Raw genomic sequence first — 12,428 nt, 5'->3', positions numbered from 1 at the left:
CCTTGCCGATGCGGTCCGCGTTCATCCTCGTCTCAACTAAAAAGTGGCGTGTCACATGCCACTCCTGTGCCGGGCCAGATTTTCGCAAATTGGCGCGCCTTGTCGACTCGTTGCAGTGGACCGCCAGACGAGGCGTGGGCAAGCCGATCAACCCGAAGCACGGCGACGATATGGCATTGTTCCTGAGCTTGAAGGACGAAGACGTCATCCCAGCGAAGGCTTCGCAAAGGCGACGGCGCCAGGCGCTGCACCAGCGCATCACGCCACAAGCAAACAGCCAAACTATAAGTCGCGCACATAAAGCGACACCCGAACAAGGGAGATCTGGATTCACCATACGGCGGTTGCAGCAGCGCCTCCCGGCGCGTGCCGTCTTCGGTGATTGACGGGCCTCCCGTTGAGAAAATGAGGCGGTCGTGGTCATCACGGCGCCATTCCGGCCCTCCCAGGCATCGGACGCCATGCCTTCCGCCTGCAAATTTTCGGGAGCTTGGCAAGTACCCCCCCGGAGACTTCGAGCGGATGGCGGGAAAAATACCGGTCCTTCCGCCCTCGCGATAGAACAGGATGACAACAGCGAAGAGAGGCCCCGCGCCTACGTCGGCGACGCGCTCAAACACGCACTGATACCCGCCGCGAACGAGATGACACGTGCTGCTGCCGCTCATCTTGCCGACGCTGATGCAAGACTCTTCCCATGGCGTTCGCACGAGCAAACTCTAAGTATGGCTCGGGGATAGTTTGCGGCCAACATGCCGATGGTGCGCGAGGAGACGCCGCTGATATTCCTGTCCAAGCGACGGTGCTGATGAGACAAACATCATATTCGTACACGTCCTACATCAAGAGCGAGAGAAGAATACGAGAATCCAAGTAACGAATTTGGCGGCCTTGTGAAAGCCTCTATTTCCTCAACCGCGCACCGCATGCAAGGCCAATTTTTCTCGTCTGGCACGGCGTAGCCCGCCATCTCTCACGGTAACGACAATGTCTAAATTTATTCGGGTCGCCCCGCGGGGCGGCATGCCCATGCGGGCCGTAACTCGTTCGCATTGTCGCAAATCGTGGGTGCAAACACCTTTGGTCTGTGCCCTCGGCGGCGCTCTATTTCTCGCGCCCTTGCCCGAGGCATCAGCTTCGGTGTCTTCGACTCAATCGGCGAGCGCAGCCGCGCAGTTCGACTTAGAAATGCTTCGCCAGCGGGGCATCGATCCTAAACTTGCGGAGTACTTAAGCGAAGCTCCACGCTTTTCGCCAGGCCTGCGCGTCGTTGATCTGATCGTCAACGGCGTCAAACTGGGGAAGGTCGACGCTCGCTTTGGCTCTGAAGGGAAGTTGTGCTTTGACGAGAACTTTCTACGTAAAGCCCGCCTCCGCGTGCCTGCCTCGTCATACCGCCTCGGAAACGTTGTTGCCGGCGACACGTGCTATGACTTTGTTGCCGCCTACCCCCAGACATCATTAACGCTCCGGCCAAATCGCGAGCAGATATTCCTGGTCGTGCCTCAAGATGCAATGCTGGGCGACGCACCGGAGGCCAGAGACTTCACGACTGGTGGAACGGCGGGCATTTTGAACTATGACGTCATGAGCGTGCGGTCCCGTTTCGGCGACAACAAGCGCACGGCCACCTATGCAACCACACAAGCCGGATTCAATGCTGGCGACTGGATCGTTCGCAGCCGCCAACTCTACAGCAAGGACGGCGACCAACAACGGTTCAACCATCTGTACACCTACGCTCAGCGCACGTTTGCGGATCAGAAGGCGGTTCTGCAAGCGGGTCAGATTAACGTCAACAGCCCGGTCTTCGTCGGCGCGCCAATCACGGGCGTCCAGCTGCTGCCCGAAGGCGCTTTGTATTCGTCTACTGCCTCCGGCGCGCTCGTACAAGGTATCGCACAAAGTCAGGCAACCATCGAAGTGCGCCAGGCCGGCGTGTTGATCTACACGACGATGGTCCCGGAGGGACCTTTCGCGCTCACCGATATTCCGCTCATGAATACCGGCGCTGACTTGGAGGTAACCGTACAGGAAACTAACGGCCAATCCCGAACCTTCACTGTGTCTGCGGCTACTTTTCGAAGCAGTGTTTCCAGTCAACCGGGATACAGCCTCGCGGTGGGGAAAGTTCGAGAGATTGCTACAGAAAAAGGCGCGTCGCCGGTGGTCGCCGCCGCAAACGGTACGTGGAACTTGAACCCAAGCACGGTCGGTTCAGCAGGAATCATGGCTTCAGCTCGCTATAGCACTGTCGGCTCCAGCCTGGACTTTAGCTTCCCCAACGCTAACGCTGCGCTGCGCACCACATTTTCGAACGCATCCGAAGAAGGTGTAAAAGGGGCACAAGTCGGTGCCAACTTTAACCTGCGGCCAGCAGAATCGGTCACTGTAGGGGTCTCCACCACTCAGCAGTCGTCAGGCTATCGCAATCTCTCCGACACCTTAGTTGGAAAGTCGCCCGATTGGATGGCATCCCAGTACAAGCGCCAATACAGTGCCACGACTGGCTGGTCCAACCCGACCGTGGGAAGCTTGAATGCTACCTACAGCACAAGCCGCGCATTCAACGGGAATTCTAGCAACCGCCTCGTCGGCTCCTGGGGGAAGTCGTTTGACCGCGCGACTGTAACCGCAAGCGTGGAAACCGCACTGGGATCTGCTCGCAATAGCGACCGCGGCCAGTCCACTCGCGGCAGCCGAAAGGGGAGCAACAACAATGCCGCTTATGTAAACGTCAGCATCCCCATCGGTACTCGTAGCGCTCGAGCCTACGTGAGCAAACGCGGGGACTCGACGCGCACCGGCGTAGCGATGTCCGACATCGTTAGCGACCAACTCAATTACCGGCTTGCTGCGGAACGAAACAGTGCAAATCAGGATACGTACGCCTCCGCGAATGTCTCCGCGATTCCCCGCTACACGAGCCTTGACCTTGGATATTCGCAAGGCGGATCCAGTAGCACCCAAAGCGCCCGCATATCCGGCGCGGCGGTCGCTCACAAATCGGGCGTCACCCTGTCACCCTATGCAGTGCAGGATACGTTCGGCATCGTCGCGGTTGGTGATCTGTCGGGCGTCAAGCTCACGACGCCAAATGGTCCCGTCTGGACTGACGCAACCGGGCAAGCCGTAATACCGCATCTCCATGCATACCGCAGCAATCGCGTCGAAGTGCAGCCGAAGTCTTTGCCGCGACGCGTTGACCTGAGGAACGGATTTCAGTCCGTCGAGGCAGGCCGCGGATCTGTCAACCATCTTCAATTTGACGTCATCAAGGCGCGCAGAATCTTGATAGATGCGGTGAATGAAGACGGTAAGCCTTTGCCAAAGGGTTCATCGGTTCTGGATTCAAACGGCAACTTCATAACGACGGTTCTGGACAAAGGTGTGGTTTTCCTAACGGACGCGAACCCCGAACAGGCACTCAAAGTTTCCCTACCAAACGAAAAGACCTGCAATCTAAAAATTGACTACCGCGAAGAGAACAACGATGACATCTTTTATGAGAAAGCTCCCGCGCTCTGTGTTCCCGCCTAATCTTCATGGAAGCGGATGGGGTCGGCTGATTGCCATAGGCGCTCTGTCGATGTCTGCGGGCAGCGCGCTTGCAGAGGAATGCCGACTGCAGCTCAGCAATCCCGAGGTCGACTATGGCGCGCTATATCGTGGCGAGCTTCTTTCGGGCCGCAGCGGCTCGACCCTGCCGCTGGGAAAGCGCGAACTGATGCTAATCGCGACCTGCAACAGCCCCACGCCATTCACATTCCGTTTTACGGGGGAGGCAGCCACCTCCAAGAGCTATCGTTTCGCAAACCGCGGCGAGTTTACCGTTCGCATGACCGGCGCCACGGTGGACGGACAAAAGATGGATCTTGCCCTCACCGAGGGGCATGGGGCGCCATTGCAAGCCCCCGCCAATACGAAGTTCGTCGTTCCCGGCGCCAGCGTCTCTGCCTGGGGGCACGGCAAGCCCGCTACTGGCCGCGTATTTACGGCCAAAGTTGAAATCGATACTCAAATTGACGAACAGATGACCCGAGTACGAGACGTCACGCTTCTGACCGGTCACGGCGCGCTCGAGCTTCATCCTTCCAAATGAGGATTCGCACCCTGATAGCAGACGATCACCCTGCAATTGTTTCGGGCGTGCGGCACACACTTGGTCGTACTGCGTCAATACACGTAGTCGGAACTGCATGTGACTCCGGTGAAGTAGTGAACATGTTGACTGCTGGACTAGTCGACGCATTGGTGACCGACTACATAATGCCCCGAGGTGCGTACGGCGACGGCATGGAATTTCTTGCCTATCTACGGCAGAGCTTTCCGAATCTCAGGATCATCGTTTTCACAGCTCTAGACAATTGCACCGTCAACCAAGCTCTTGCGGAGTTGGGTGTTCATGCGGTGGTGAACAAAGCGGCGGACCCTGCTCTGCTCGTGTCCGCAGTCGTTGTTGCACACCGAGGCGCGCGCTTCTACCCGCGAGAGCGCGGAGATCGTGCAAATCTTCATTCCATTTCTCGACCATCCGGCGGAGATATCACCAGCCTCGAAAGGGAATTTATTCGGCTATACAGCCGAGGCTGGTCGATTGACGACATAGCGATATGCCTAGAACGACCGCGGGAACAAATTTCGCAGCTCAAGGCCGACGTGATGAGCAAGTTAGACGTCGCGCATGATGCCGACCTCTACTCCTACGCGTACGAGACAGACTTGCTTTGAGCAACACCATCGATTGAGCCCCCCCGTCATGGGACATCACGCGTATTTCGGACCAGTACGATTCAACCGCCGCACGAGAAAAACCATAATTTCGACATCTAGTTGAACATCGTACGGCACCGCTACACGAGACCGGCTGCCCAAAAAACACAGGAGCTCCATATGAAGATTTCTTTCAAGTCCCGTCTGCATACCGCACTCCTCAGCGCGTGTGTTTCTCTAGTCTGCACTGGCGCTGTGGCAGCGGGTATGCAGCCCGAAACGTCCGTCGTAATCCTTAACGAAGGTGAAGGCGAGACCAGCATCAACGTCACGAACACCGACAATCTCGCATCGCTCCTCTATTCGACTGTCGAAGACATACCCGAGGACACGGAAACGCTCGTCGTTTTGACACCGCCCGTTGCACGGGTGGAGCCCGGTGAAACACAGCTGGTACGTGTGATCCGACAGGACGGCGCGCCTTCCAAGACGCAGCGCTTGAAACGAGTGGTCTTCGAAGGCATCCCTATGCGCCCAAACGCTGACGGCAAGAGCACCGTCGGCGTCACAGTCCGCCAGAATCTTCCTTTGATCATCCATCCCAAAGGCTTGGAGCGCGATCGCGAACCTTGGAAGCTGCTTAAGTGGTCGGTTTCCGATGGTCGCTTGCAGCTCGTAAATGACAGCCCCTACGTGGTCCGCATGGCACAGGAGATGACGTTGCAGCCCTCGGGCGAACTGCTTACGTTGCCAAAGACCTATGTGCTGCCGGGTGAGACGCTTTCAGTACCGATTAAGGGCAAGGCCAAGGACATCTCCGTCAGGATTCAGCCGGCCACTGTGTATGGCTACGCCGTGGACTCTTATGAAGCGCCCATCGGCACGGGCAGTGCTCAGTGAGCCGTACGGCTTTTTCATAGGTAACTGTTGAGCGATCGTTTGCAATCGTCGATCCAATTGGGTAACCGCCCGATCCCGCGTGCCGATCTTAGCGATCAGCACGATCAAATGAAGGACTTTCCTTCGTCCACCTTTCCAAGGAAAATAAAAAATGTTTACCAAGAAAATTACCGCAGCCGCTTTCGTCGTCGCAGCTTTGGCGAGCGCCTCGGCAGCACACGCGCAGTCTGTCGACATCCGCGTCATTGGCACTATTACTCCCGCAGCATGCGTGCCTACGGTCGGCAACGGCGGTGTGGTCGACTACGGACTCATCGCGGCATCCTCGCTCAGCCCGACCTCATTTAACCAGCTCCGCGAGCAGACGCTGCCCCTCACCATTACCTGCGACGCTCCGGTCCAAGTGGCGATCCGCGCGATCGACAATCGCGCCGACAGCAAGGTTGCGGGCGTGGTTTCCAACCTGGCTGGTGTGTCGGACGACAAGGCCAACTTCGGCCTTGGCACAGCGGGACAGGCGAACATTGGCGGGTATGTGTTGCGTTTTGCCAAGGGCACCTTTACGGCAGACGGAGCGCCGGTGTTCGCTACGGGCAGTGCATCCAATGGTGACTCCTGGGATGCTTCCACTCAAGGCGTTCTGCAAGGCGGAGCAGAGAATCTGCAGTCCTGGTCCGATTCCGATGGTGGTGCTCCCATCAGCTTCACGCAGCTGAACGGGTCTCTTTCGGTTCAAGCCGTCCTCAACAAAGGTGAAGCCTTGCCTCTGAACGACGAAATCGAGCTCAACGGCCTCGCCACGCTAGAGATCGTTTACCTGTAATTTTTTTTCGGCACAGCAGGGAGGATCTAGTGTTCTTCCTGGCTGGCCGGCGATGTATAGCAACAGAAGACTCGATCCATGCCAAAAAAAACCTACTCGCGGGACCGACGCATTGAGCACGAGCGAGGCTCGCCGAACGCTCTCCCTGCGGCGGCTGAACTCTTAAGCCCAAGTGCCTTGCTTTCGCAGCGGATCTCGACGGACATAGGCTTCGCCCCTCGACCGTCAGAAATTGAATCCCTCATACTCGAACATGGATGGACCCCGCTACGGGCATGGCGTCACCTTAGGCAGAAAACAAAAAGCGAAATCGCGTGGCATCTGGGTGTCCACTTGTCAACTTATGAAGTCTTGGAAGAAGGGGAAGTGGACGTCGGACTGTGGGTACTGCCAGCACTCGAGATGTCGTGCAGTTCGTTGCAAAGCGCCTGAACGTCCGCGGCACAGGACCCAACGCTCGCTTGCTTTAAGGCAATGCTCAGTGCTTCGCACTGTTGAGCCAACGTTTGAAGACGGAAGACATGGCTCGCGCCCGCCAGCGAGTGTAGTTCTGCCAGCAACGCATGCGCATCATCAGCGTCGAGCGCTCGCCGCAGTACGTCCACCGAATTTCTGCAGAGTTGCAAAAACTCCTGCATTATTTCGGGCGGGAATGACGCTCCGCCCAGCGGAGTACTATCAGCGCCGACCTCACGCTTCGTTGTTATTCCGGTGCAGTCCGACAGTGCTGTTGCTAGTCCGGCTAACGAGAGTGGTTTTCCAACAACGCACGTCATGCCTGCCCGTTTACCCTCGTCCTTCTGCTGTGGTGTCACGTTTGCTGTGGCGGCCAGGATTGGAATCACCGGCCAACGAGCGCGCACGCGCCTGGAAAGTTCGAACCCGTCTGTCCCTGGCATGGAGATATCTGTAAGAAGCACGTCGAACATGCCGTTCTCCATGTGTTGCAGCGCCCCTTGCGCGTCTTGGACCGGTGTTGGATCGCAGCCCAGCAACTTTAGCTGTTCCACAAACAGTTTACAGTTCACAGCATTGTCTTCCACTACCAAAACTCGTAAACGTCGGTCCATAGCCGGCGCCCCTTCCGGCTGCACAGCAGGCAGCTTTTGGCCCGACAGGATGTACAACATAGTCCTGCCTAAACCCACCAGGCCGAATGTCGAAGTACGGATAATTCTCCCATTACGCACAGGCTGCGCGGGTCCGTCACCACGGCAGTCAATGACCCAAGACGCTTCCTCGGTGAGGATCGTCTCATCGTCAACGTGCCAAGCGCTCCTGTCGCCCCATAAAACAAGCGCCGCAGCGTCTTCAATTTGTTCCTGCTGCACCATCGCAGGATGTGGATAGCAGTGAACCTGTAGATTCCATGTCTTCAACGTTCGCAGAAGGTAATCTCGCCCAACTTGGAAAGCTGTAATCAACAGAAGCTTCTGTCCATCAAAGCACGGAAGTTCTTCCCGACGCATGTCCGAGCCGAGCGGCATGCGAACGGTAAAGCGACTGCCGACGCCTGCTTCGCTGTGTGCGCGCAGCACGCCATTCATAGCTTTAACCAGTCCCTCACACAAGGCCAGTCCTAAGCCCGTTCCCCCGAAACGCCTGTGGATGGACAAATCCGCTTGGCCGAACGCTTTGAACAGATTCGTCAATTGCTGGCCCGTCATGCCGATGCCCGTGTCGGCAACCTCTATAACGACGTCTGAAGTCGTTTCATCCATTGCGACGGACAATGTCACGTGGCCTGCTGCGGTGAACTTAATGGCGTTCGAAAGCAAGTTGTTAAGCACCTGGCTCAATCGCGTAGGGTCGCCGCGCATCGGTTGCGTAAGGTGAACGCCAAACTCGCCAACTAGCTCTATGCCCTTCAGTCTTGCCGCTGGTGCAAACATCGCAAGCGTGCTGGCCGCCAACTCGATGACATCGAAGTCGAGGTCCTCCAGTTGCAACTCGCCAGCTTCAATTTTGGAAAAATCTAAAACGTCGCCTATCACGGCAACCAGGCCGTCGGATGCCGTGCGAACTGTGGTGAGTCGGTCGCGCTGCACGTCGTCGAGCGATGAAGAAGCCAGCAGCTCCAGATTCCCCAATATTGCATTCAGCGGGGTGCGGATTTCATGACTCATTGCCGCCACGAATGCGGTTTTGGCGGCGCTTGCCGCGTCTGCCGCCCGGCGCGCTCGACGAAGCTCTTGTTCCATCCGCTTCTTGTCGGTAACGTCTGTGATCGCTACGACAAGCACATCCTCATCTTGGTATCGAGCGCGAGCCATTCGTACCAAGAGGTCAATTGAAGTTCCGTCACGGGTGGCAAACCTTATATCGTCTTCAATGACGTTGAAGGTACTTGAACTGTCATACGGAGCCTGAGGTGCACGATCGTGATAATGGTCAAGTAGGGTACTTGGAAGATTGCGACCATCCGCTAAAACACGGTCAGCGACGTCCCCCATGGTCGGACTTTGCAGGAGCGTCCGTCCTTCGCCGAGTTTTATCAGCCCGAGTCCAACAGGCGCCGTTTCGATCAGCTTCCGACTTAAGTTTTCGCTTTCGAAGACGCGTTGCGCCTGCTTCACTGCCGGCGTCAGGACACCCAACCTCACCATCAGAAGTAACACCCAGGTCAGGAAGACGATGACTGCGGACGTCACCACTGTCAGGGTTATCTGAGGACGCACTTCGGCCAGGATGTCGCGCCACGACTGGGCATAAATTAGCGTCCACCCCGTTGGCCCGAGTGGCCAGCCGAAGAGCGTATAGCCGCCAATGAAGGAGCCCGACGAGCTACCGACGCCTTGGTCCAGGGCCCGCCGCGCGACTTGCTGCATGTCGGCATCGGGCCTCTTATCGCAGGCCGCTACCAAGGAGCCATCGGGGGCTAAGACCATGCAAGCGCCCGCGAAGCTCGTCGTGGGGAGAGTTCCCGTAAGCGTTGCGAGGGGCAATTCGTAGACCAACGTCCCGAAAGATATCCCCTTTCGGTCCATCAATCCGGTGATTACGCGAATAGATGGCTTGCCCGTTAGCGGACTAGTCGACGGGGGCATCCACAGAAAGCGCGGCAACCCTGTGGCGGCGTCTCGCCAGCCCCCGGCGGGCGGGGAAATGGCAGAGGTCATGGACGAGGTGACCACATCAAACAGTGCACGGCCATCCAGCGCTTCGCGTCTTTGCCATTCGACGCTGCCCCAAGGCAAGAGTGACAAAATTAGGTATCGACGGTCTGCGCTTAAAAAATATACGGTCAGCTCCCCGGCGTTCCGGGCCGCGATCGCTGCAGTCGTTGGCGCAATTTTCTCCGCCAATCCCGCATATGCTGAGGACTCGGACATCGGCGCCGCCGGGGATTTCTTGGGGTCGCGCAACACTAGCAGCGGCGGGTCGTCCGAACTTGGCTGCACGCGCAGCGTGTCCGAGTTTTGGAACGGATCGCCACTGCTTCCTCCCGTACCCGCCACACTTTGCCAAGCTAGCTCCATGTTTTGGACGTTATTGCGGAGCGTCGCTACTGCGCGTGCTGCGAAGTCCATGGAACGTCGCACGTCTATGGAGACCTCTTCTCTCGTGCTCAGTACATGCGCATTGATCGAAGCGCCAATTTCCAGACTAGCCGCCACGAGCACAACGGTCGTGATTGCTGCCCCCCCGCCCATAACCAAAAGGTGTTGATAACGCCTTAAACGGGCTAGAACATTGCTCTGCTTCATAGTCATATACGAACATCCACGGGTCGCGCCGAGACCGACACCACCAAAAGCGGCCGGGCATGATCGCAAATTATGCCCACACCGAGGCCGCAGGGGAAGCGGCTTCCCGCGCCCTTGAAACACGACTCTCAAGCGTGCTGCTAGACGCGTTTTAAGCTACATTCCTCCACATCTCCTCCGTACGCGGACCAACAGCGGCCGCGATCGCCATGAAAATCCGAATTTTGCTTGCCGACGACCATCCCGCTGTTCTTTCCGGCATAACGCACGAACTATCGTCCGTGCCGTCAATTGTGGTGGAAGGGGTGGCCCAAGAATCTGGGCAGCTGGTGGAGCTTCTGAGAACCACACCTTGTGACGTGTTGGTCACAGATTACGCCATGCCCGGCGGTGCACTGGGCGACGGGCTGACCTTCATATCGTATCTGCGACGCACTTTTCCCGATCTAAAGATTGTCGTGTTCACGATGTTGGACAATTCCGCGGTCGTGCAAGAGCTTTCCAAAATCGGCGTGCATTCTGTGTTGGGCAAGTCGCACGCGACTCGGCGGCTCGTTTCCGCGATACACGCGGTGTACGCGGGAGCGCGCTACTTTCCCGCGGACGACCGGACTCGGCCCAACGATCTGCATGCAATGAGAAGCCAAGTCGCTTCGGACCTCACCAAACGCGAACTGGAAGTCGTACGCCTTTTCGTGTCCGGCATGTCAGTCAACGAAATTGCGACACAGCTCAATCGGTCCAAGCAAACCATCAGCACACAGAAAACGAGCGCCATGAGAAAGCTAAATGTTGAGCGTGATGCCGATCTCTTCCGATTTGCCTTTGAAACCGGCATCGCCGTTGCGTCGGAAGGAAGTGACCGCACGCCGGACTCGTCATCGTCCGACGAGACGTAATCACTCAAAGTTGTGCGGCGTCCCGGCGGTGTTTACCGCGCAGATTTCATGACCTGGCCTAAGATGCATGGAACGCCCGTACCGTGCTGATAAAGTCGGGCACTTCCATTGGCCTTCCCAAGCCAAAGCCTTGACCTACACCACAACCCAGGCCCATCAACTCGCGCGCCTGGTCTCTGGTTTCAATTCCTTCCGCGATAACCGTCATATCCAGGCTCCGGCCAAGGTCTATAGCTACCGTCACTATGGCGCGGGAGGTGGAGTCATGAAAAATGCGCTGAACGAACGATCTATCAATCTTGATTTCGTTGAAGGGTAACCGGCTCAGGCGTTCGAGAGTTGACGCGCCCGTGCCAAAATCGTCCATGCTCAACCCGAATCCGCAGCTACGCAGTCTGTGCACGCCCGCCTCAAGAAGAGTCTTTTCGTCCATGGTCTTGTTTTCGGTGATTTCAACCGTGACGAGCGACGGAGAGATCCCGTGGCGATGGCAGCGCTCTTCGAGGCTGCGCGTCACCCCGGGCATTGCAAGCACCGGCGCCGACACATTGACCGACATTCGTAAGGGGCCACCATACTCGCAAAGAACAGCCTGCGCCTCGAAGACGCGTTCGGTCACCATGTGAAAGAACAGCGGTTCCATCGAGAGACGGTCGAGCGCATCGACGAATTCTAGGGGTGGAACATGCCCCGCCACCGGGTGGTGCCACCTCGCCAACGCTTCGGCGCCTATGAGCTTTCCCGAGCTCAGATCAATCTGCGGTTGAAGTACGACACGGATGCCGTCTTTCGGCCCAAGCGCACGGATCAGGTCTTCATCACTAAAACGCGCAAGCGACTCCCCGTTTTCCACAGGCATCTGCGGCTCACGATTCTGACTTAGCGACTCCTCAATTGCTTCCACCGAGCGCGCGATCTGAATATCAGCGCCTTTCAGTCGTAGCTCGGCCGCGTAGGATTCCAGGGCGCACAGCGGCAGTTCGCTGACCCACAGTATCGTCGGAACTTGGCCAAGCCCGCCGACGCTCGACTCGCGGGCCAAACGCGCGGAAACCAACAGTCCCTCGCAGGAGGTCGCAGTTATCTCGCACAATATGAGATCGGCGGGTTGCTCCCGCAACTTCGCGGACAACGCGTCACAGTCTAAGGCGTAGCGCAGTGATTGGAAAACGCCTCGGCGCAGCAACACGTCCAGCTGGCTTCCCACCGGTTCGGCAACCGCCATACTTATCACGCTGAGCGCTAAGGCATGCCGCCGCTCATGCTTGCAATCGTGATATCTCATGTCGCCCCCCGGCTGTTCAATGGATCGCCGCGCTACTTGTTCGTGCGGCATGCAATGAAGACAGTATCGTCAGGGGGGCTGGGTCAGGATATCGGACGAGT

The 12,428-nt window shown here is 57.5% G+C and carries 8 protein-coding genes; 6 read left to right on the top strand and 2 right to left on the bottom strand.

The genetic code is table 11. From position 1 onward, the window contains the following. Positions 1–1,068: 1,068 nt before the first annotated feature. The 5 genes from ASD71_RS04035 (at position 1,069) to ASD71_RS04015 (ending at position 6,436) form a co-directional block, all read left to right on the top strand. Positions 1,069–3,540, top strand: coding sequence for a fimbria/pilus outer membrane usher protein (locus ASD71_RS04035; RefSeq protein WP_162253545.1), 2,472 nt, complete (start codon positions 1,069–1,071; stop codon positions 3,538–3,540). Positions 3,541–3,589: 49 nt separating this feature from the next. Further along, positions 3,590–4,102: a hypothetical protein gene (locus tag ASD71_RS04030; RefSeq protein ID WP_056560099.1), complete on the top strand. Its 513-nt coding sequence runs from the start codon at positions 3,590–3,592 to the stop codon at positions 4,100–4,102. Beyond that, positions 4,099–4,731 carry a response regulator gene (locus ASD71_RS04025; protein WP_056560094.1) on the top strand — a complete coding sequence of 211 codons (633 nt, stop codon included), beginning with the start codon at positions 4,099–4,101 and terminating at the stop codon, positions 4,729–4,731. Before ASD71_RS04030 ends, ASD71_RS04025 begins: the two co-directional genes overlap by 4 nt. A 162-nt stretch (positions 4,732–4,893) precedes the next feature. Next, positions 4,894–5,613: a fimbria/pilus chaperone family protein gene (locus ASD71_RS04020; RefSeq protein WP_056560092.1), complete on the top strand. Its 720-nt coding sequence runs from the start codon at positions 4,894–4,896 to the stop codon at positions 5,611–5,613. A gap of 151 nt (positions 5,614–5,764) precedes the next feature. Beyond that, on the top strand, positions 5,765–6,436 hold the full coding sequence (locus ASD71_RS04015) for a DUF1120 domain-containing protein (RefSeq protein WP_056560090.1): 672 nt from the start codon (positions 5,765–5,767) through the stop codon (positions 6,434–6,436). Positions 6,437–6,777: 341 nt separating this feature from the next. On the opposite strand, the gene ASD71_RS04010 is transcribed toward ASD71_RS04015, so the two are convergent. Next, positions 6,778–10,143, bottom strand: a complete 3,366-nt coding sequence (locus ASD71_RS04010; protein ID WP_162253544.1) for a hybrid sensor histidine kinase/response regulator — start codon at positions 10,141–10,143, stop codon at positions 6,778–6,780. A gap of 209 nt (positions 10,144–10,352) precedes the next feature. On the opposite strand from ASD71_RS04010, the gene ASD71_RS04005 reads away from it, so the two are divergent. Then, the gene (locus ASD71_RS04005; RefSeq protein ID WP_056560087.1) at positions 10,353–11,042 is read left to right on the top strand and encodes a response regulator transcription factor; all 690 of its coding nucleotides are present in this window, start codon (positions 10,353–10,355) and stop codon (positions 11,040–11,042) included. 58 nt (positions 11,043–11,100) lie between these two features. Here the strand turns inward: ASD71_RS04005 and ASD71_RS04000 are convergent, their stop codons facing one another. Next, entirely contained in the window at positions 11,101–12,327 is a 1,227-nt protein-coding gene (locus ASD71_RS04000; protein ID WP_162253543.1) for an EAL domain-containing protein, read from the bottom strand. Positions 12,328–12,428 lie beyond the last annotated feature (101 nt).

This window comes from Achromobacter sp. Root565 (assembly GCF_001427425.1).
Taxonomy (GTDB): domain Bacteria; phylum Pseudomonadota; class Gammaproteobacteria; order Burkholderiales; family Burkholderiaceae_B; genus Achromobacter; species Achromobacter spanius_D.
Note: the sequence above shows the minus strand (reverse complement) of the source record. Positions and strands in the feature narration are given on the sequence as shown.

Excerpts from the sequence above, each read along its gene's own strand:
- ASD71_RS04030 (WP_056560099.1), top strand. The coding sequence starts at position 3,590 with ATGTCTGCGGGCAGCGCGCTTGCAGAGGAATGCCGACTGCAGCTCAGC.
- ASD71_RS04025 (WP_056560094.1), top strand. The coding sequence starts at position 4,099 with ATGAGGATTCGCACCCTGATAGCAGACGATCACCCTGCAATTGTTTCG.
- ASD71_RS04020 (WP_056560092.1), top strand. The coding sequence starts at position 4,894 with ATGAAGATTTCTTTCAAGTCCCGTCTGCATACCGCACTCCTCAGCGCG.
- ASD71_RS04015 (WP_056560090.1), top strand. The coding sequence starts at position 5,765 with ATGTTTACCAAGAAAATTACCGCAGCCGCTTTCGTCGTCGCAGCTTTG.
- ASD71_RS04010 (WP_162253544.1), bottom strand. The coding sequence starts at position 10,143 with ATGAAGCAGAGCAATGTTCTAGCCCGTTTAAGGCGTTATCAACACCTT.
- ASD71_RS04005 (WP_056560087.1), top strand. The coding sequence starts at position 10,353 with ATGAAAATCCGAATTTTGCTTGCCGACGACCATCCCGCTGTTCTTTCC.
- ASD71_RS04000 (WP_162253543.1), bottom strand. The coding sequence starts at position 12,327 with ATGAGATATCACGATTGCAAGCATGAGCGGCGGCATGCCTTAGCGCTC.